This is a genomic window from Streptomyces antioxidans, assembly GCF_000968685.2.
Taxonomy (GTDB): domain Bacteria; phylum Actinomycetota; class Actinomycetes; order Streptomycetales; family Streptomycetaceae; genus Streptomyces; species Streptomyces antioxidans.
Genome location: NZ_LAKD02000013.1, coordinates 54,915 through 75,235 on the forward strand (window position 1 = coordinate 54,915; position 20,321 = coordinate 75,235).

The following is a 20,321-nucleotide window of genomic DNA, read 5'->3' on the forward strand; positions in this document are numbered from 1 at the left end:
CCGGGTCAGCAACGGGCCTGGGGTGACCAGCCGATGGCGGCGTAACGCGGAGGGCAAACGCGGAGGACAGGTGCCGGGCGAGAGCAGGGAGCACGGCAGGATCAGCCCATGAGCCTCGGCCGCTCGATCTGCCGGTGAAGCACAGCGACCTCATGACGAAGCACGAGGATCTCGGCGTTGTTCGCGACGGTTGATCCAGATCACCCAGTACAAGTAGTGCGCCAGTACCCCCTAGCGAAGCCGTGGGTGTCAGAGCGACGGGCCGTGGGTCCAGCCACCGGCGAGCATGGTGGCGAGCACCGGCATCTCGCGCAGTGTCCGGGCGTCCGCGGTGAGCGGGTCGCCGTCGGTCACCACCAGGTCCGCCCGGTCGCCGACCCGGATCAGCCGCCGCCCCTGGGATGAACCGGCGGGCGCGTCCGCCACCGGTATCCGTTGTTCCGGATGCCATGACGGGCGCTCGTCGTCGGTTCGGGTCACGGCGGATGCCACGGTCAGCCAGGGGTCGAGCGGCGCCACGGGGGCGTCGGAGCCCAGTTCCAGGACGGCCCCGGCGGCGAGCAGGTCGGCGAAGGCGTAGGCCCGGTGGGTCCGGCCCGCCCAGTGTCGGTCGGCGACGTCCCGGTCGTCCACCGCATGGGTGGGCTGGATGCCCACGGTGACGCGCACCGTCTCGAAGGCGTTGAGGGCCATCTCGTTGGCGCGGTCCCCGATCGCGTGTACGGCGGGTTCGATCCCGTGGGAGGAGGCGCGGCGCAGCAGGGACACCTGCTCCCGCGGGGACAGCATCTCCAGTCCGTGGGAGCCGGGCTCGCCGGGGTCCGAGCCCGGGTACGCCTCGTGGCACAGCGCGGTGCGGGTGTTGAGCGAACCGTCGGTGAACAGCTTGAACGGCCCGACCTCCAGCAGTCCGCCCGGCTGTTCAGCGGCTGGCCGGTACGGAGTCCGCGGCTGATCGCCGCCTCCAGGTGCGGCGGCCAGATGGAGGCCGCTACTCGGAGCGGCACTGCGGCGCCGTTCATTCGGCGGATCCAGTCCGCGATGTTGCCGGCGTACTCGAAGTCGACGATGCCGGTGATCCCCCGCGCGGCGGCGGCGACGCAGGCTTCCTGCGCCCACTGGTCCGTCAACGTTGGCTCGATGCCATGACCAAGGCGCCCGGCGACGCCGCGGACCTCGCGTGGTGCTCAACCGTCGTCGAGACGGCCGCACGCCGTCAGCCCGGCAGCGGAGGCTGATCGGTAAGCGGTGCGATGTGCGGCTGTTGTCGAGTTGGCGTTCCAGCGCGGTGCCTTGGTGGGGCCGGTGGTTGGTGAAGTGGCTCCAATGCCGCTCACGGTCCGGTTCGGTGAAGGTTGACGAGTCGGGCGTAGATGGTGATGACGGCGGAGGGCGGGCCTGCCAGTCGGTCGGTGGCGGGGGCCACTCGCCCGGTTCTCGCTCGTCCGCGTCGTGGAGGTGGTCTGCCGCAGAGGGCAGATCGAGGAAAAATATTGTCAATGTGACAGCAATCCGATACGGTCGGCACCATGCGTGATGATTCTTGGGCACCGCCATCCGTTCTGCTCACAGTTGACCTTGTAATCCTGACGTTGCGTGAGGGGCGGCTGTGTGTCCTGCTCGTGGAGCGAGGCAAGGAACCCTTCGCGGGCATGCAGGCGCTGCCCGGTGGTTTCCTCAACCACGCCGGTGAGGCGATCCCGGAGGCCGCTCGCCGCGAGCTGGAAGAGGAGACCGCTGTTGATGCCCGGCAGTTTCATCTGGAGCAGTTGGCCACCTATGGGGATCCAGGGCGTGATCCGCGTGGGCGGGTCGTCTCGGTTGCGCATCTGGCGATCGCACCGCGCCTTCCTGAGCCGGTCGCGGGGACGGATGCCGCGAATGCCTCATGGATTCCGACGGACACGGTCCTTTCCGGGGAGGTGAAGCTTGCTTTCGATCACGATCGGATCGTGAGGGACGGAATTGAACGCGCCCGTACGAAACTCGAGTTCTCCGCACTGGCCACGGCCTTCTGCGGAGACCTTTTCACCATCGCCGAGTTGCGACAGGTGTACGAGGCGGTGTGGGGCGTCACGCTCGACACCCGGAATTTCTACCGGAAGATCCAGGCCGTGGACGGGTTCATCGTCCCTGCCGGGATGGGGCGCAGGACCACGGTGGGGCGCCCCGCACGCCTGTTCCGCGCGGGACCGACCACCGTGCTCTCGCCTCCGCTGGTCCGGCCCGTGCCGACACCGGCGGAACGGCAGGTGGAAGAACAAACAGAGGAAAACGGGAAGGAATGAGAATGCATGTCAAATGACCTGGTGGTGATTCTTACCGCCCTCAATCTCGAATACGAGGCCGTGCACCGGAAACTGGCCGATCCGCAGGTGACCGTACACAAGAGCGGGACGCGGTTCGAGGTCGGGACCGTGCCGGGCACGTCGTGCCGTGTGGCACTCGGCCTGACGAGCAAGGGGAACCATTCGGCCGCAGTACTGGCGGAGCGCGCGATCGAGCACTTCTCTCCGGCAGCCGTGCTGTTCGTCGGTGTCGCCGGGCGCATGCGGAGCTCGATCGCGCTGGGCGACGTGGTGATGGCCACCTTCGTGTACGCCTACCACGGCGCGACCAGCGAGGACGACGGGCTCAAGGCGCGGCCCCGGGTGTGGGAGGCGCCGCACCCCATCATCCAGCTCGGCCAGCATCTGGCCCGGATGACGGACCGGGCCGGCCACGCACCGGAGAACGGGAAAGTGCCGCAGGTGCACTTCGGCCCGATCGCCGCCGGTGAGGTCCTGCAGAACTCGCGGAACTCCGCCGAGGCCGTATGGCTCCGGCAGCACTACAACGACGCGTTCGCGATCGACATGGAAGCCGCCGGCGTGTCACAGGCCGGCCATCTCAGCGGCCTGCCGGTCGGCGTCATCCGCGGCATCAGCGACCGGGCGGACGGCACGAAGAACGGCGCGGAGGACCGCGAGCGGCAACCGCGCGCCGCGGCCAACGCGGCGGCCTTCGCGGTAAGGCTGGCCGCGGAACTGATCAAGGAAGCAGAACTGGCAGAGAAAGCAGAAGAGGAGGAGCCGACCGTCATGGCCCAGAAGGACAGGACTGGCAGGGGCAGCGGAAGCGTCGTCAACACGGCCTTTTCCAGCACGGTGGGAATCATGGCCGGAGAGGTCACCGGCAGCACCGTCCACGTCAGCGGGGCAGCCCCCAAGGCATCCACCCCGACGGAACTGGTCGCGGAGCTGGACCGCTTCCGTGAGCACCTGACACGACACCACGCCGACGGGACCCTCGACACGGACATCTACCACGAGGCACAGACCGAGCTGAGCATCGCTAGGCGCGCAGCGGAGAAGTGCACCACGAACGCCCCGGCGCCTCTGAAGAAGGCAGCTATGGCGCTCAAGAAATTACGGGGCCTGCTCATCGACCACCCGGAACTGGCCGCCGGTCTCGCGTCCCTGATCGCGGCGGCGGGTGACCCGGCATGACCGAGGGTTTCCCCTCCACACACAACGAGGCGCATAACTCCTTCGTCGGCTTCCAGGCCTCGGACGTACACGACTCCACCATCAACATCGTCCCGCCGGACGCTTCGCCCCAGAAGAAGTACGAGGTCGGGGTCCGCTGCCTGGAAGAAGGCTTACCCGGCCGGGCGCGGGAACTGATCTGGGACGCGATCACCCACAACCACGACGGCCCGCAGATCCGCTTCCACTGGGCGCTCGCCATGCTCAGCAAACGCGCCCACCACGACCTCAGCGCCGAGGAGCGCCGTCAGCTGGAGCGGACGCGGGACGTCGTGCAGGGCTACGCCGAGGACAAGGACTGGAAACCCGGTCTGCAGGTCATCTTCGATCTGCTGGCACTGCCCGGCAAAGCTGACAGTGAGACCGCCGCCGTGCTGAAGCGGCTGAGGGATCTGGCACCGCCCCAGCGTGACCTGATCGTCCACCACCTCGACCTCGTGCTCACCAGCCGGACAAAGGCCACTCTGTGGGCCGAGATCTGCGAGCTCGCCAAGGCCGGGCAGTTCCGTGGTGACCGTTCCCTGCGGGTCCGGTACTACTTCGAGCCCGATCCCATCGGGGCACGGACCCGGCCTCCCGAGGAGAGCACCGCCTTCCGTTACCGTCCTCGCCTGGTGGCCTGGACAGGTCTGTTCGTCGTCGCCGCGGGATTCCTCGGGATCGCGGCGCTGATCGCGCAGCCGCTGACCGCGATCGTCGAGCTGCTGATCGCGCTCGGCACCGGATTCCTCGCCGCCCGGGTCGGCCAGCGATGGTGGCACAACAAGCACCGGCTACAGGCCAAGGAGGGGGAACTGGGCCAAGCGTCGAACCAGGAGCCGGTACTGGATCCGACCCGCTTCCCGGCCGCCCCCTCTCCCGTATCCGCGGGCGGCGGGACCCCCGCGGCGGACGGGTTCACCAGCGGCGTCCGCAAGTCCTTCGAGCACTACTTCGGCGAGTACCTGCCGAACGAGTTGGCCCGGCCCGAATGGCTCGCCCACACCGCTGGCATCCGCGCCGTTCTGTCCGCCGAGGTCGCGTTCCTCTACCGGGAGAGCAGGATCAGCGTCGACCGGGTCAACTGGCTGATCCGCTACCTGGCCCGGGACGCCAAGGACCGCCACAACAACGGCACGCTGTTCGCCCACCGGCAGCGGTACCGGACTCCGGTGACGACGAAACTCGCCTGCGTGCTCGCCCTCGCCGTCTTGGGCGCCACGTCCCTGGCCGTCACCGTCACCGCCGCAACAGGCTCGGCGAGCGCGCTCCACGGCCTCCTCACCTTGGCCGTGTTCATCGGCGCCATCGGCAGCGGGCGCCGGGCAGCGTCGGTGTGGCTGGACATACGCAGCGAGGAACAGCGGTACGCCGAGGAGACGCAGGAGTACCACCTGCGGATGTACGCGCGTGAGGAGGAGTTCCAGCGCTGGAAGGAGCAACTGGAAGCCATCCGGCCCTCCGACGCCGAGATGGAGGCGTGGCTCAGCCACGACAAGGTCCTGTTCACCGCCGATGTGCTCCGTCACCACCAGCTCACCTGGTACGACATCATCGCCCATACGATCCTGACGACACCGGCACGCCCCTACCGACGGGCACGGCGCCGAGGCGGCCCCTGGCGCTACTCCCGATACACCCTCCGGCTGTTCCTGGCCACACGGAACGGAATCCGTGAGATCAGCACCGAAGTCGACTTCGCCCGCGCCACTCGCCCGGGCGAACAACGCACCAACTACCGCTTCGACGCGTTCTCCTCCGTGCAGGTCACCGAGGACAACCGCATCGGCTACGAGATGGCGCTGCTCCTCTCCAACGGCCCGGCCAGGACCATCCGGATCAAGGACGCCGACAGCCACCAGCTCGAACCGTACGAGAACGCCCGGGACCTCTCGCAGATCAACCTCGACGCGGCCGGCTTCGCCCATACGTTCCGTCTCCTGGAGGGCATCGCGGCCGACGGGAAGGCGTGGATCGAGCGGAACAACGCCGACAGCCCACCGCCCGCGGACAGCACCGACTGAGTCCTCCCGAACCGGATCCGGACGCCGGCCGGCCAGGGAGCTGCCGAGAGCACGGCAGCTCCCTGAAGGCCCAGGCGCCACGGGCCGAGTACGGGCACCACCGAGCCACCCCCTGCCACGGTGTCGCGAAAACGAGGGTGACAGCCAGTCATGACGGAGAGCTGTCCACACGATGAGGTTGACCCGGATCTCTTTCAGACGGGCCGCTGGCGCGTGTCGACGCGGAGCATCGCGCATCGGACGCAGGCGTGCTCGTGGACGCATTCGCTGCCGAATGACCGGCAGGCCGCGGCGCCGGGCGATGAACGCCTGGTGGGCGGCGATGGCTGCGCTGGGATAGACGGCGTTGTAGTGCATCGTGGTGTTGATGTCATCGTGGCCGGCGATGACCTGCGCGATGTGCGGGGGCAGGCCGTTCGTGATCGCGTCGGTGATGAACATCCTGCTTGTGTCCGCAGGGGCCGTGTGCGGATGACTCCATGTGGCGATTGAGCAGGTCCGATCGCAGAGGCGGCTTTCGGGAGGCAGGGGGTCGGCTGTGTTGTATTCCGCAGGACCTCCCGTGATGCAGGTCACTCTCTTTCGTGTTCCTGGGGCCGCGCTGTCAGTGGGGACTGAGATCGTGCCTCCGTGAGCGAATTGGTGGAGCATGTGGATGAGCAGGACCGCGTCTTGGGAGTCGTCGAACGAGGCGAGGCGGAGCGTCAGCACTGGCCGCATCGCATTGCCACGACGATCTGCCGTGATCGGGCGGGGCGGATCTTGTTGCTGCGGCGGTCCCAGACGCATTCCCGGTTCCCTGACTACTACGACGTGATGGTCGGTGGCGCCGTTGACGTGGGTGAGTCGTATGAGGAGGCCGCGGCCCGGGAACTGTCCGAAGAGCTGGGCGTTCGTGTGCCCGTGCGCTTCATGTTCAAGTTCCTTTGCCAGGAGGGGATCAGCCCCGTGTGGTTTGGGGTGCATGAGGCTGTCGTGACGGACCCCCTGACCCCGGATCCGGGTGAGATCGCCTGGCAGGGCTGGCTGACTGAGGCAGAATTGTCCGAGGTCGTAGATCAATGGCTCTTCGTTCCGGGAGGACGGGAAGCTCTGCGCCGATATCTGCAGTCCGATTCCGGGCCGGCAGCCGAAGAGGCGTCTCCCCTGCGGTCCGGCGATGTCAGTGGCGGCTGCGATGCTGTCGGTATGATCCCTTGGAACCTGCTGGTCATCGACAAGGCTCTGCGGGCCAGTTGGGCCGCTGACACCTGTTCCCCGGACGACCTCGCCCGCGCCGGCTGGCAGCCCGGCAACCCGGCGTGGGGTCACTGTGACATCACCGCTTTGATAGTGAACGACATCTTCGGTGGCGACCTCATGGTCGGGGAGGTCCATTGCGCTGGGGAACAGCACGCATTTCACTGGTGGAATCGGTTGCCCAGTGGTGTGGACCTTGACCTGACGCGCGAGCAGTTCCGGGATGGTCAGACCGTCACCGCAGCCCGGGTTGTCAAACGTCCACCTGGGCCCCTTCCTCGGCGTTGGGAGGAGTATCTCCTTCTGCGCGAGCGCGTCATCGAGCACCTCGGTCACCTCCCCGAGCCTGCCTGACCCGCGGAGATCGTGCTTCAACTGCACGTCCCGATCACGGTGGTTGGTCGTGCGGCAAGGCGGCCGACCCGGCTGGCCCCGGCGGCGGCATCACGGAACCGAACGATCTCCTCGTGTTGTGCGGCGAGCCGGGCCAGAGCCTGGGTGCGGAAGTCCGTGCGTTCGTCGACGCCGAGGCGTACGGGACGTTCACCGAGGTGCCCGCGCGCCCGGAGCTGGCGTGGTTCTTCTTCCTCGACGATGACGACCGTGACCTGATCGTCCTGCGTCGTACGGACGCGCATCGTCTGGGCATGGCCTCGCGGATCCGTACGGTCCGCTACATCGGCCGGTTCCTGGGTGAGGACCCGCTCGCGGTCTCGTGGGAGGCCCGGAGTACCTGGTCGGGCAGCTCGGCATCGCTGACGCCTCGTGCGGCACCAGTGGATCGGGTACAGGCGTCGGGCGCGGTCCCGGTGACGCTCTCGAAGGGCGGCAATGATGATGCGGCCACGATGTGCTGCACAGAGTCGCGGTGTCGAAACAGCGGTCTTAAACGCGGGCCCAGGGACCGGAAGTTCACAGCGGTTTCGACGTCGTGTTCGCCAGCGAGGGAGGGCATCACCGTAGGCAAGATCCCTCTCCGCAGCCCAACTGCCATCCGCATGCGGGCCGTTCATGCGCTCCGTCCGGCCCCATCAAGGAAGCGCTACGGCCGCCTTTTCCCTCCCCCCGGTGGTACGTCAGCCGGTGGTGAGCACCATTCGGAAGCGGGCGTCCGGTGGCGGCGGGCGGCCGCGGCGGCGATGAGCGCTGCCGCGCCCGCGAGCAGGGCGCCGATCCAGGGCAGGTCGGGCAGGGTGAGGCCGGTGGTGAGGGCGTGTCCGCCGAGCTGGGAGCCGCTGGCGACGCCGAGGTTGAACGCGGAGGCGCTGATCGCGGTGACCAGGGTGGCGGCGGTGGGGGCCGCGGCCAGGGCTCGGTCTTGGAGCAGCGGGATGAGGGCGGCGGTGATCACGCCGAGGATGAGTACGGTGACGGCTGCCGCCCATCGAATCCGGCTGGTGAGGCTGAAAGCGGCCAGGACACCGGTCAGGCCGACCAGGAGTGTGCAGACCCCGGCCCACGGGAAGCGGTCGGCCAGGTGGCCGCCGAGGATATTGCCGCCGACCGCGCCCAGCCCGAACAGAGCGAGGAGAGTGGTGACGGCGGACGGGGTGAATCCGCTGACCTTCTGCAGCAGTGGCGCGACGTAGGTGTAGGCGGTGAACAGCCCGGCCTGCGCGATCACGATGATCGCCAGCACGATGGCCACCGGGGGCCGGAGCAGCCCGCGCACCTCCTCGCCGGGATGGGTGGCCTGGAGCGGTATGGGCGGGTGGACGAGTGCGGCTACGGCGCATAGCACCAGGGCGGCGAGGGCCGTGATGGTCCAGAAGGTGGCCCGCCAGCCGTAGTGGTCGCCGATCCAGGTGCCCAGCGGTGCGCCGAGGACCGTGGCCAGGTTCCAGCCGGCCGTCACGGCGGCGACGGCACGGCCGCGACGGGCCGCGGGCACCAGGGCGATGGCGATCACCATCGCCGCGGCGAAGGTCGTGCTGTGGGTGAGCGCGGTCAGCATCCGGGCCGCCACCAGGGCGTTGAAGGTGTCCGACAGCGCCGCGGCGAGGTTGCCGGTGGTGAACACACCCAGCAGCACCAGCAGCGCTCGGCGCCGTGCCAGTCGCAGCATCCCTGCCGTCACCAGCGGCCCGGCGAGGGTGACGACCAGGGCGTACCAGGTCACCAGGGAACCGACGGCCGGCAGCGTACGGTGCCAGGAGGCCGACAGCCGCGGCAGCAGCCCGACCATGACCCACTCGGCGGTGCCCACCACGAACACGCACGCGGTGAGCACCGCCAGGGCAACGCCACGGAGGCGTGCGGACGGGTAGGGGGCCCCGGTCGCCGGGGGAGCGGCGCTGCTGGTCATGACCGGGACGCTAAAGTCTCACACCGATGTGAGAGTCAAGGTGACGAGGCGCAGCTCACGTCGCACCGGCCGGGGGCGGTGGGTGAAGTGAAGGCCAGGGCGGGGGAGTAGAGGGGGCCTTGAGCAGGCTGTGGTGCGTCGGTGTGCCGCGCCGCCGGTTTGGCCGCCAGGCACGGCGGCGGCGTGCTGACCTCGGTGGCCGAGGTCGCCGCGGCCGCCGACGTCGTCCTGCTGGCCACATGGTCCCGCCGGCAGCTGCCGAGTCTCGCCGACACCCGGGACGGCAAGCACTTCACCTCTCCTGAGCCGTGCCGGACTTCGTGCTCTCGCCCGGGCAGCGCACAGGCGGGACGTGGCTCCGGACTACCCTCGGGCCACCGCGATCGAGCCCTGGAGCCGTTCCCCCGCCTCGAAGATCATGTACGGCACTCCGCCATCGGTGCCGAACGACGGCGACGCCGATCTGCCGTTCTCCGGCGGCCCGGAGCGGGAGTTGTAGAAGACGCCCAGATGGCGGCGGAGTGAGAAGTCCGCGCCCACCTCGGTGATCATGAGGTCCCCGCCGCTCTCCTTGTCCTTGTTGTAGACCACGTACGCCGAGCCGTCGCGCGTGAGCAGATGGGGGCCGCCGATGTTCACCGCGCCGACGTCCGAGTGGCGCACCAGCGGGGTCTGGTCGAAGGTCCAGGTCCGGCCGTCGGCTGACCAGCCCCAGCAGATGTCCCGGTGGTTGGTGGTGTTGTTGAGCATGAACAGCATCACATAGTGGGCCCCGCGCGACGGCAGGTCGTGCCGGAAGACCCTGGCGTACGACGTCTCGGTGGTGCCCGACGGCATCATCGAGGTGGACAGGACGGCCTTGTCGTAGGTGAAGTGGACCCCGTCCTTGGAGCGGGCGAGCCGTGTCGTGGTGTTCTCGCCGTGGAAGTACAGCCAGAACTCCTTGGTGTCCTCCTTCCACAGCACATGCGGCGAGGAGACATGGCTGACCGAGTAGTGCGGGGCCCAGTTGTTGGACACGATCGGGTTCGCCGGGTACTCCGTGAACGGGCCCTCCAGTGAGTTCCCGTGGGCGAGGCAGATGCCGCCGGGCGCGTCGTGCGGCGCGTAGTAGAGGTAGTAACGGCCCAGTGGCGACGCCAACTTGTCGTAGACACCGCGCACGGTCGGGAAGATGATCTCGCCCGTCGGGTTGTACTTCAGCTGCGACGGCGTCAGCAGCGTCCGTACGTAGGTGTAGTCGGGAAAGCCTCCGGGCGCGGCCGACGCCGCTTGCGTCGAGAGGCCGCCGAGGGTGAGCGCGGCGCCGGTGACGGCGCTCGCGCGCAGGAACATACGACGATCCGGGCCGGACTGCGGCTCTTGCATGATCGGCTCCTGAGGTCGGTTGCTGTTGGAGGGCTGGAGGGCTGGAGGGCTGGAGGGCTGGAGGGCTGGAGGGCTGGAGGGTTGGAGGGTTGGAGGGCTGGAGGCTGAGGGCTTGAGGGGCTGAGGGAGGTCACAGATAGGTCGTGGCGGTGACGCACAGACCCCCGAGCGCCACGGCCCACACATACGGCAGCGTCCGCACCATCACCTGTTGCGGTGAGACGCCCGCGTACTGGGCGGCCCACACGGTCTGGGTGCTGGTCGGGTCGGCGACGCCGAAGACCTGGTTGTACGAGGTGGCCATGCCGAGGACGGCGGTGGCCGGGTAGATGCCGGTGGCGATGAGGACGCCCGCGATACCGGCGCCGAGGCCGAAGACATTGAGCGGGCCGCGGTACAGGCACAGCGGCACCAGCACCGTGAAGACCACGACGAACAGCACCGCGTTCTGCGGGCTGACCGCCTTGACGAGCGGTTCGAGGGCGTCGACCGCGCCGGGCAGTTTCACCGCCGCGAGCAGGATGCCGATCGCCACGAACAGCGTGATGGGGGGCGCCGCCACCTCGAATCCGCCGTACAGGGTGCGCAGCAGCCGTCGGTTCATCTCCCGCGGCCGTGTCGTCGTCACCAGTGCGTACACCACTCCCGCCAGCAGCGAGGGAATGATGGCCAGTTCGAAGCCGAGGGCCAGGACCAGCGGTACCACCGGCGTCAGCAGCGCGTACCACGGGGCGTCGCCGAGCAGCTGCCGCCGGCTGCGTGACGTCGGCCCGCCCGCAGGCGACCTGAGTGACCAGGTGTGCTCCACACCGCGCCGCCGCGACTCCACCAGGACGTAAGCGACGGCCGCCACCAGCGCGAACGGGAAGAGCTTCACCATGAAGCCGCGCACGGTGTCCATGGGCAGTTCCAGCGCGGTGGAGAAGAACTGCCACACCGGCAGCTCGAACGGGACACCCACCGCGATGCCCATGAGGATGGTGCCTGCGGCCGTCACCTTGGGGATGCCCACCGCGATCATGGCCGGGATCCCGATGAGCCCGGCGAGCATCGCCGCGGGCGCGGACCCCGTCACCGTGCCCACGAGGGCCGACACCGCGAGGACGCCGAGCGCCACGAACACCGGCCGGTCGCCACCGAATTCCACGATCTTGCGGACCAGGGTGGCCGCGATGCCGGTCTCCTCCAGGAGCTTGCCGAGCCACGAACCGAGCAGGATCGCGATCATCGTGGCCGCCAGCGCGGGCGCGCCCTCCTGGAGCACCGTGTCGAGCACGCTGTTCTTTCCGGTCAGCGGCGCGCCCGCGGCGAACGCGATCGTCACGGCGAGCAGCACCAGCGCGAACGCGGTGGGCAGCCTGCGGGTGAGCATGGCGGCGACGCCCGCCGCCATGAGGAGCAGAATCACGACACCCATCGATCCGTCTCGCTTTCGGAACACGCGGCGGCCAGCGCCTCGGTGAGCAGCAGGGGGCTACGGCCCAGGCCGCAGGCGGCGCGGGCGTAGGCGTGCGCGGCGAGCTCGTCGGCGCCCGCGACGTGCGCGTACAGGCGGCGCGGCCCGAGCCGCAGCGCGGTGTGGCCGAGCGCCCGCTTGAACTCGGCCCGGACATGCGCGTGGTGGAGCCAGGCGTGCGCCCGCTCGTGGGCGAGGGCGGCGGCCAGCACCGAGCCCGCGGGAAACCAGTGCCGCCAGCCGAGTTCGGCGACGAGTCGTTCGGCGCGGTCGACCGTGTCGACGTACACCTCGACCACCGGTGGCCGCGAGCGGTACCGGGCCAGCAGCCCGGCGGCGAGCCCGCCGTCCCGCTCGACCACCCGGACCGGTACCGGGCCGGGGCTCATCTGGCGTCCGAACTCCTCGGCCGCCTCGGCCCATCGGCGCAGCAATTGCGGATCCCGGCCCTCGTGCGTGGGCGTCCCCGCGAGCAGCCGCACGGCGAGGTCCAGATCGTGGTCGCGGCACACGTCGCGGTCGAGGCCGTGGTCGCGGCCCGGGCCGGGGCCGTGGTCGCCACTCATGCGCGGGACTCCACGACCGCCACCACCGGCTCCTCGGCCGCCCGCGTACGCAACTCGCTGCGGGCCAGCGCGAGCAGCGCTTCCGGTTCGAGCACCCCGGACAGATCCGCGATCCGGCCGCCCACCAGCAGACGCACCGCGGGCGCCCGCACCCCGCCGTCGCCGTACGAAGTGGTCTCCCGCACCAGCGAGGCGAGCACCTCGCCGGACGCGCCCACCGTCGTCGTCCGCACCCGGGCGTCGGACACCCCGAGCCGCACCACCCCGTCCGCGTCCACGACCCGCACCGGCTGCCGCCCCGCCCGCAGCCGGCGCCGCACGTCCGTGCCGTACACCGTGTACGCGTCGGTACCGGCCAGGATCCGCACCCGGGTCTCCCGCGCCCTGAGGCTGACGGCGGCGGCCCGCAGCCGCTCGGCGTCATCGGCGCGGTGCGCCCGGTCCCGTGTGCGCAGCTCGGTCGCGCCGGTGGCGACGGCCCGTACGGTGCTGGTCTGCGGGTCGACCGTCACCTCGACCTCCACCCCGTCGGCCGCGGCGCCCTGCGCGACGACCGCCCGCTCGGCCTCGGCGCGCACGGCGAGGATGTGCTCCTGGGTGGCGCCGGGGATGATCCGCTCGACCTGTTCGCGGACCAGCGCGAGCGCCACCCCGATCGGGCTGATGACCTCGTGGTGGCGGGCGACGCGCCCTTCCAGACCGGTGGCCCGGGCCAGATGCGGGGTCACGGCCGCGGCTCCGCCGCCCCCGCCCACCAGGACGGCGGTCTCCCGGCCGAGCCGGTAGTCGCGGATCATGGTGTCCACGACCGCCCGTACCGACGCCGTCCCCGCGTCCAGCACGGCCCGCGCCGCGCCCGCCACGTCCGTGCCGAGCAGGGCGGCGAGCGGGGCGAGCGCCGCCCGCGCCACCTCCGGGCCGCAGCGTGCGAAGTCGCCCTCGGGGACCCGGCCGAGCGCGTTCGCCGCACACGTCATCGTCACCGCGAACCGGCCGCCCGCCGCGTCCAGCACCACATGGTCGTCGGGGTCGCCGTCCATCGGCCGTACCGTGGTGACCTTCGCGTCCCGCAGCTCCTCGAGCGAGGCGAAGCAGGCGTAGGGAAGCCCGGCGATGTGCGCGCTGCGCGGGCCGACGCCCGTGACCTTCCCTCCGGAGACCCGCACCATCGATCCGCCGCCGACCCCGACGGTGCGCACATCCAGGGCGTTGAGGTACGACGGTCTGCCGAGGATGGTCGCGTGCCGCACCGCCACCTTGCCGCGTCGCACCACACTGATGTCCGTGGACGTGCCACCCGTCTCCAGGAACACCCCCTCGCTGATCCGCTCCCGCATCAGCGCCCCGGCCACACCCGCCGCCGGTCCCGAGAGGACCGTCAGCAGCGGACGGCGCCGCATCTCGTCCAGCGACATGACACCGCCGTCGCACCGCATCACCATCAGTGGCGCGGTGACCCCGGCCTTGGTGATGGCGGAGTCGACGAGATCGGCCGTGGCCAGCATGCGCGGCAGGATCGCCGCGTTGACCACGGCGGTGCGGGTCCGCTTGTGCAGTCCGTACAGCGATGTGATCTCGTGTGCCGCCGCGACCGGCAGCCCCGTGGACCGCGCCACGTCGAGCACGGCCCGCTCCCCTTCGGGCCGGTCCACCCCGAACGGTTCGGTGGCGACGATGACGCGGGCGCCCTCCTCCTGTACGCGGTTCACGGCGGCCCGCACCGCATCGCCGTCGAAGGGGTCCGCCACATGCGCGTACACCAGCGGAAGCCGCTTGCCCGGGGCGACTTCCAGCTTCCCGAACGCGGCGAGGCGCCGGGTGAACACGGCACCCGCCCCCGTGCCGATCCCGATGAGCCCGACCTTCGCTACATCGCCCTCCAGGAGCGCGTTCGTGGCCTGGGTCGTGCCGTGCGCCAGGAACGTGACATCGGCCGGGGTGCGCCCGGACCGTTCGAGGAGACGCCCGAGCGCCTGGACGATGCCGTGGGCGACGCCGTCCTCGTGGTGGTGGCTGGTGGGCACTTTCACCTGGCCCACCAGGTCGAGCGTCGTGGCATCGACGGCCACGGCGTCCGTGAACGTGCCGCCCACGTCGATACCGACGCGGACGCGGCGGTCAGGGGACATGTCAGGCACCTCCTTGTGCGTTGACGTGCGGACGTTGCCGAAGAGGGGACCGGCCGAAGGGGGCCGGTCGACGGGGGTGGGTCGAAGGGGGTGGGTCGAAGGGGGACAGGTTGAAGGGGGACCGCTCAGTAGCCGCGGACGTCGGGCCAGCTCCTTTGCACGCCCGCCCGGTCCAGCAGCCGCGCGAACTCCTCGAACCGCTTGTCGTCCGACTGCACCTGGTGCGGCTCCACGTCCTCGGCCAGGCAGTGCGCGGCGAGCGCGCCCGCGACCTCGCCGACGTTCCATTCGACCGGATGCAGGCGGTAGCAGCCGTTGGTGATGTGCGTCGTGCCGATGTTCTTGCCGGCGGGCAGCAGGTTCCGGACCCGGCGCGGGACCATCGCGCCCAGCGGGATCTCGAACGGCACCGAGCCGATGTCGATGTAGCTGTCGCCGCCGGTCGAGGGGTGCAGATCGATGCGGTAGCACCCCACGCCGACCGAGTCCCGGTGGTGCTTGGTGCCGTACGGGCCCACGACGTCGATGGCGACGTCCTGCTCGACGACGGTCGTCACCGCCTTGACGCGCCGCGACTCGCGCACGTAAGGCCCCTTGGCGAGTCCGTCCGCCGTGCCCGTCACATCGGGGCGGATGCGCAGCCCGGGGAACCCGGTGCCGCCGTCCGCGCGCGGCGCCTCGGTCTGCAGCCAGTACAGGACGGACAGCGACAACTGCCGTGCCTCGCGCAGCGCTTCGGCCTCCTGGCCGATGAAGGGCTTCAGCCAGTAGTCGTTCAGGGGCCAGTTGACCAGCGTGATGTCCGAGCCGAAGGCCCCGGGCCGGTGCAGCTTGCGGGCCAGGATCCGGCGGAAACCCCACAGCTCCTTGTCCCCGGCGTCCGCGCTCTGGTCCGCGCTGACATCCAGCGGATCCAGCGCGGGGTTGGGCACGAACGTGCGCGGTACGGGTTCCAGGGTGCGCGGGTCGGGGGCCTCGAACCCGAGCAGCGGGCCCGGCCAGAAGTCGGGGCGGTAGGCGCGCCAGAAGTCGTACGTCCCGGGCCGGTCGATGGTGTGGTCCTCGCCCTCGTGGTGGGAGAGCGCGAAGCACACCGTGATGCCCTGCTGGTTGCCGGGCTGGGCGTGGGCGGGGGCGTGCGGCTCCCCGAACTCGTCCTGCGACTCGGCCCCGCTCGCGTGCTCCACACCGGCCAGCGCGAGCAGCTCACCGGTCTCGGTGGCGTCGATGACGTAGCGGGCGGGGACGGTGCGCAGGGTGCCGCCGCGCAGGTCGCGTACCGTGACGGCCGTGATGGCATCGTTGTCGTGCTCGGCGGAGACGGCCCGGTGCTCGGTCAGGACGGTCAGCAGCCCGGAGGCCCGGTGGGGCGCGAGCATCGCCTCCAGCACGGCGAGGGCGACACGTGGCTCGTGGCACAGTTTGCTGACGCGCCCGGCGCCCGGGTTGAGTTCCGTGAGCCCGAGCGCTTCGCCCCGCAGCGGATACCACTGCCGGTAGTAGGCCCGGATGCCCTCGCGCAGGGCCCGGTACGCCGCCGTCGTGCCGAACCGCTCCACCCACGGGTGCTCGTCCGGCGGCACGGCCTGCGCCGTCAACTGCCCGCCGATCCAGTCGGTCTCCTCGGTCAGCACCACGCGCCGGCCCGCGCGGCAGGCGGCGAGCGCGGCGGCGACGCCACCGAGGCCGCCACCGACGATCAGGATGTCTGGCTGGGGTATCACCGTGCTCCTCGTGGTCGTGAGTGAACGTGGTTCCGTGGCACCGCGGTCGTCCCGGCGCCGGCCGCTACCGTGGTGGGGCGGGCGGGCCCGCCGTCTCACCCGCGCGGAACTCGCAGGCCACCAACGGCTCGTGTGCCTCCTCGCCGGCCACCAGCGCGGCGAGCAGCCGGACGGCCGCGGCGCCCAGCCGGTGCCGGGGGATGTCAAACCCCATCGGCACGGGCCGGGCGGCGAGGTCGGCGGGCGGGCTTCCGAGCAGCCCCAGCGAGACATCGCCGGGGCAGCTGAGCCCGGCCTCCCGGACGGCGGCGTTCAAGGCCCGCCACGCCGCCCCGGTGTCGGTCTCCTCGGCCACGAACGCGGTCACCCCGTCCGCGGCCAGGGCCCCCACCCGCCGCGCGGTCAGCTCACGGGCCGGATCGGCGCAGCGCAGCACCGCGCCGGGGCCGCCCGCGATGCCCGCCGCCGCCAGGCCGTCCAGGAAGCCCCGCTGGCGGTCCGTGGACGCGGGAGCGTCGTCGTCCTCCCGGACCAGCACGATCCGCCGGTGCCCCAACTCGGCGAGGTGGTCGACGACTTCACGGCTGGCGTTGACATAGTCGGCGCCGACCCAGGCCAGCCCTTCCAGCTCCTCGCGGCGGCCCAGGTGGACCACCGGGAACCCGTCGGCGACCAGCCGCTTCAGTTCGGCCCGCGGTACGTGGCGGCCGAGGAAGAGGCACCCGTCGGCCAGCCGGACCCGGCTCAGCGCGTCCGGTCCCGCGGCGCCCGCGCCACCGGGGCTCGACCCCGTGAACAGCACCAGGTCGTAGCCCCGGGCGGCCGCCTCCTGCTCCACGCCGACCAGGAACGGGTAGTACGAATGCTGTACGTCGGTCGGGAAGGTGGCGGTGAAGCTGAAGACCCCCAGCAGGTTGTTGCTGGCCGCCGCCAGCCGCCGCGCCGCCGGGTCCGGCACGTAGCCGAGGCTGCGGGCCGCGTCCAGGACGCGCCGCCGGGTCTCCTCGGAGATCGCGGCGGCCCTGCCGTCGCCGCGCGCCGACAGGACCAGTGACACCGTCGCCTGTGACACTCCGGCGAGCCCGGCCACCTCGGCCTGCCGCGGCCGTGAGGTACGGCTCGCGGGCCCCGGACTCCGTCCCGGTTTCGCCCGCTTCTTCGGCTGATCCACCCCTGATGTCCCCTCGTCCACCGGTTGGTTAATGCGCATTAGTAATGCGCATTAACCACCCTGCGGGCCCCTGGACCCACCGTCAAGAGCCGGGACGGAACCCGCGTGAATCAGCGGCGTGCCGTGTCGCGAGCGGCGATCGGATCGGGCGCCTCGGGGCGGAAGGCCCACGTCATCTCGGGTTCCATCGCGATCCGGAAGGTTCGCCGCACCGGGGGAGTGCACAGCACCGTGATGAGGGACGCGGCGATGAGTGTGACACCGATCTCCCCGAGCGGCTGGTGGAGCCAGTCGTGGTCGTACCATCCCCAGAAGCGGGAGCCCTTGGCCACGAAGCCGTGCAGCAGGTAGCCGTACAGCGTGCCCGCGCCCAGTGCCGTGAACCACATGGTGCGCCGCGGTACCCAGGCGAGGAAGCAGGCGACCAGGATCACCGAGCAGCCGAACATGGCGAGGGTCATCACCGCACCCGCCCAGCCGGGGGCAGCGAGTTCCTGGGCGCTGTCACGCCGGTAGAACCACGCGGCATTCATCCGTGGAGCGGCCCAGTAGGCGAAGGCCAATGCCCCGGCGAACACCGGTGCCGCCAGGATCCGTGCCTTTCGCCGCCGGACCCACTGGAAATGCTGGGGCTTCAAACTCAGCCCGAACACGAAGAAGGGGAGGAACTGCAACACGCGCTGCAGGTCCAGATCGTCGCCGATGCTCGGCGTCATCGAGGCCAGTACGGCGACACCCAGCGCAAGCGGCAGCGGCCAGCGGACGATCTTCCAGAGAGGTGCGGTGAGCCGCCAGATGAACAGCGCGATCAGGAACCAGGTCAGATACCAGGGATCGAGCAGGCTGATCGGATAGTTCGGGTCATCGTCGGCCCAGCGTTTGAAGAGGGTGAACGCGATCTCGAAGATGACATAGGGAACGGCGACGCCGGTCACGAGTCGTTTGAGCTGGGCCGGTTCGGCCCGGAAACCGCGGGAGAAGTAGCCGGAGATGATGATGAAGGCCGGCATGTGGAAGGTGTAGACGGTCATATAGAGGGCGGCCGCGGCCCGGCTGTCCCCGCGCAGCGGTTCCCATGAATGCCCCATCGCCACCAGCACGATCGCCAGGTATTTGGCATTGTCGAAGAAGGGGTCACGCTTCGTCTTCTTCCCGGGATCGCGCCCTGCCGGAGGTCCGCTTTCCGCTGGCCCGCTCGCCCTCGAATCCCCGGCCGAGCCGGGAGGGGGCGATGCGTGCTGGTTTTTCGAAGAGTGCAGGGTGTCCGTCACAGTCCATTCCCCCAGTACTTCGGGAAGGGGACCATGAATCGCAGATGACCTCTGGAGGCCCAGGCACCGCGCGACATTCCCCGCACCGTAGTCCCTCTGGCGACCGTCATGCACCTCCGGATACCCGCGTTCGTCACACTTATGGGGTGGGTGCCGGCGCCGCGCGTCACCGGCACGGCGTCGTCGGGCGGGGTGTCGGCGCGGACGCGGGCGGTGGTGTGCGAGGCGGTGCGCGGGAAGGGGCGGTCGCGGTCGGTCATGCCGTGGGTTTCCTTGGTGTGGAGGTACCCCAGGCCGGTGCTCCCGGGGCGCGGTACACCATATACTTCTACGCGTATGTAGAAGATCAGGGGGCACCTCCTGCCGCGGCCCGCCGCGGTCACCGGTCCGGCACCTGACGTGCGCTCTTACCGATCCGCTGACGTGCCGTTCCGGGACCGGTCCGCGGCCGGGGCTCACAGAACAGAACGCTAACGAAGGAGTGAACGCCGCGATGGTGTTCAAACGACTGCTCGGCTCGCTCGGTGTCGGCGCCCCCTCCGTGGATACGGTGCTGGACACCGTCCCCGTACGCCCGGGAGGACCGCTGACCGGGCAGGTGCACCTCCGGGGTGGAAACTCGGACTACCACATCGAGCAGATCCACCTGGAGCTGGTGGCCCGGGCGGAGGCCGAGCACGAGGACGGGGAACACGAAGGCGTCGTCCTCTTCGACCACTTCACCGTCGGCGGCGGATTCCGGCTCGCCGAGGGGGAGCATCGCAGCCTGCCCTTCACGGTGCACCTCCCCTGGGAGACGCCGATCACCGAGCTGTACGGGCAGCCGCTGGGCATCATCCTCGGCGTCCGCACCGGGCTGGAGGTCGCGGGCGCGAAGGACAAGGGGGACCTGGACCAGCTGACCGTGACTCCGCTGCCCGTTCAGGAGGCCGTCCTGGAGGCGCTGGGGCAGCTCGGCTTCGGCTTCACGTCCGCCGATCTGGAACTGGGTCACATCGGCGGGACGGCGCAGCGGCTGCCGTTCTACCAGGAGATCGAGCTCGCCCCCGCCCCGCAGTACGCCCACGCCATCAACGAGCTCGAGGTGACCTTCCTCGCGAGCCCGGGTGGCATGGACGTCGTCCTGGAGGCCGACAAGCGCGGCGGGCTGTTCTCCGGCGGGCATGACGCCCTCACGCTCTTCACCGTCAGCCACGAGGGCGTCGAGCACCACGACTGGAACGCGGAGGTCGACGCCTGGATCCGGCAGCTCGTCGAACGCCGTGCGTCCCACGGCTCCTATGCGCACGGTGGCTCCTACGGCCATGGCGAGTCCTCCCCGTACGGCTACGGTCACGGTCACGGCGACCATCATCACGACAGTCACCACCGCTCCGGCCCCAGCACAGGAGCGGTCGTCGCAGGCGTCGCGGCAGGTGTCGCGGTCGGCGTCGTCGGTGGCATGGTCGCGGCGGAGGTCGTCGACGAGATCGGTGACGCCTTCGAGGACGAGGAGGACTGAGGCCACCGCCGCTCCTGCTGGCCTTCACCGCACGGCCGCGCCGACCACCACGGTGACACCG

General features: G+C 70.3%; 16 protein-coding genes and 1 pseudogene. 6 read left to right on the forward strand and 11 right to left on the reverse strand.

What is annotated here, in order from left to right; all coding sequences use genetic code 11:
- Positions 1-249: 249 nt before the first annotated feature.
- Positions 250-1,557, reverse strand: a complete 1,308-nt coding sequence (locus tag VT50_RS07405) for an amidohydrolase family protein (protein ID WP_338058311.1) — start codon at positions 1,555-1,557, stop codon at positions 250-252.
- On the opposite strand from VT50_RS07405, the gene VT50_RS07410 reads away from it, so the two are divergent.
- From VT50_RS07410 to VT50_RS41290, 4 genes are all read left to right on the forward strand, one after another.
- Complete coding sequence (locus VT50_RS07410) at positions 1,530-2,288, forward strand: NUDIX hydrolase (RefSeq protein ID WP_046090552.1); 759 nt, start codon at positions 1,530-1,532, stop codon at positions 2,286-2,288. The genes VT50_RS07405 and VT50_RS07410 overlap by 28 nt on opposite strands.
- 6 nt (positions 2,289-2,294) lie before the next feature.
- Positions 2,295-3,488: a 5'-methylthioadenosine/S-adenosylhomocysteine nucleosidase family protein gene (locus VT50_RS07415; protein ID WP_046090553.1), complete on the forward strand. Its 1,194-nt coding sequence runs from the start codon at positions 2,295-2,297 to the stop codon at positions 3,486-3,488.
- Positions 3,485-5,530, forward strand: coding sequence for a hypothetical protein (locus tag VT50_RS07420; protein WP_206269362.1), 2,046 nt, complete (start codon positions 3,485-3,487; stop codon positions 5,528-5,530). The genes VT50_RS07415 and VT50_RS07420 overlap by 4 nt, the downstream gene beginning before the upstream one ends.
- Positions 5,531-6,160: 630 nt before the next feature.
- A complete protein-coding gene (locus VT50_RS41290) occupies positions 6,161-7,123 on the forward strand; it encodes an NUDIX hydrolase (protein WP_078841016.1) in 963 nt (320 codons plus the stop codon).
- A 17-nt stretch (positions 7,124-7,140) separates the two neighbouring features.
- On the opposite strand, the gene VT50_RS40300 is transcribed toward VT50_RS41290, so the two are convergent.
- On the reverse strand, positions 7,141-7,407 hold the full coding sequence (locus VT50_RS40300) for a hypothetical protein (protein ID WP_046090554.1): 267 nt from the start codon (positions 7,405-7,407) through the stop codon (positions 7,141-7,143).
- Here VT50_RS40300 and VT50_RS41295 point away from each other — a divergent pair.
- Positions 7,321-7,538, forward strand: a pseudogene (locus VT50_RS41295) (DUF4158 domain-containing protein); the annotation flags it as partial. The gene VT50_RS40300 and the pseudogene VT50_RS41295 sit on opposite strands and share 87 nt — an antisense overlap.
- Before the next feature lie 273 nt (positions 7,539-7,811).
- On the opposite strand, the gene VT50_RS07440 reads toward VT50_RS41295, so the two are convergent.
- The 9 genes from VT50_RS07440 to VT50_RS39535 form a co-directional block, all read right to left on the reverse strand.
- The gene (locus tag VT50_RS07440) at positions 7,812-9,074 is read right to left on the reverse strand and encodes an MFS transporter (protein WP_053048850.1); all 1,263 of its coding nucleotides are present in this window, start codon (positions 9,072-9,074) and stop codon (positions 7,812-7,814) included.
- Positions 9,075-9,437: 363 nt separating this feature from the next.
- The gene (locus VT50_RS07450; RefSeq protein ID WP_046090555.1) at positions 9,438-10,442 is read right to left on the reverse strand and encodes a hypothetical protein; all 1,005 of its coding nucleotides are present in this window, start codon (positions 10,440-10,442) and stop codon (positions 9,438-9,440) included.
- A 130-nt stretch (positions 10,443-10,572) separates the two neighbouring features.
- Positions 10,573-11,859, reverse strand: coding sequence for a TRAP transporter large permease (locus VT50_RS07455; RefSeq protein WP_046086099.1), 1,287 nt, complete (start codon positions 11,857-11,859; stop codon positions 10,573-10,575).
- Entirely contained in the window at positions 11,847-12,464 is a 618-nt protein-coding gene (locus VT50_RS07460) for a hypothetical protein (protein WP_240529075.1), read from the reverse strand. Before VT50_RS07460 ends, VT50_RS07455 begins: the two co-directional genes overlap by 13 nt.
- Positions 12,461-14,593, reverse strand: a complete 2,133-nt coding sequence (locus tag VT50_RS07465) for a hydantoinase/oxoprolinase family protein (RefSeq protein WP_079343782.1) — start codon at positions 14,591-14,593, stop codon at positions 12,461-12,463. Before VT50_RS07465 ends, VT50_RS07460 begins: the two co-directional genes overlap by 4 nt.
- Before the next feature lie 125 nt (positions 14,594-14,718).
- The gene (locus VT50_RS07470) at positions 14,719-16,317 is read right to left on the reverse strand and encodes an FAD-dependent oxidoreductase (RefSeq protein WP_046085045.1); all 1,599 of its coding nucleotides are present in this window, start codon (positions 16,315-16,317) and stop codon (positions 14,719-14,721) included.
- A gap of 64 nt (positions 16,318-16,381) precedes the next feature.
- The gene (locus tag VT50_RS07475; protein WP_240529076.1) at positions 16,382-17,488 is read right to left on the reverse strand and encodes a LacI family DNA-binding transcriptional regulator; all 1,107 of its coding nucleotides are present in this window, start codon (positions 17,486-17,488) and stop codon (positions 16,382-16,384) included.
- A gap of 110 nt (positions 17,489-17,598) precedes the next feature.
- Entirely contained in the window at positions 17,599-18,759 is a 1,161-nt protein-coding gene (locus VT50_RS07480) for an acyltransferase family protein (protein WP_046085047.1), read from the reverse strand.
- Complete coding sequence (locus VT50_RS39535) at positions 18,756-19,019, reverse strand: hypothetical protein (protein WP_046085048.1); 264 nt, start codon at positions 19,017-19,019, stop codon at positions 18,756-18,758. Before VT50_RS39535 ends, VT50_RS07480 begins: the two co-directional genes overlap by 4 nt.
- Before the next feature lie 233 nt (positions 19,020-19,252).
- Here VT50_RS39535 and VT50_RS07490 point away from each other — a divergent pair, with 233 nt between their 5' ends.
- Positions 19,253-20,260, forward strand: a complete 1,008-nt coding sequence (locus VT50_RS07490; protein ID WP_046085049.1) for a sporulation protein — start codon at positions 19,253-19,255, stop codon at positions 20,258-20,260.
- The last annotated feature ends 61 nt before the right edge of the window (positions 20,261-20,321 follow it).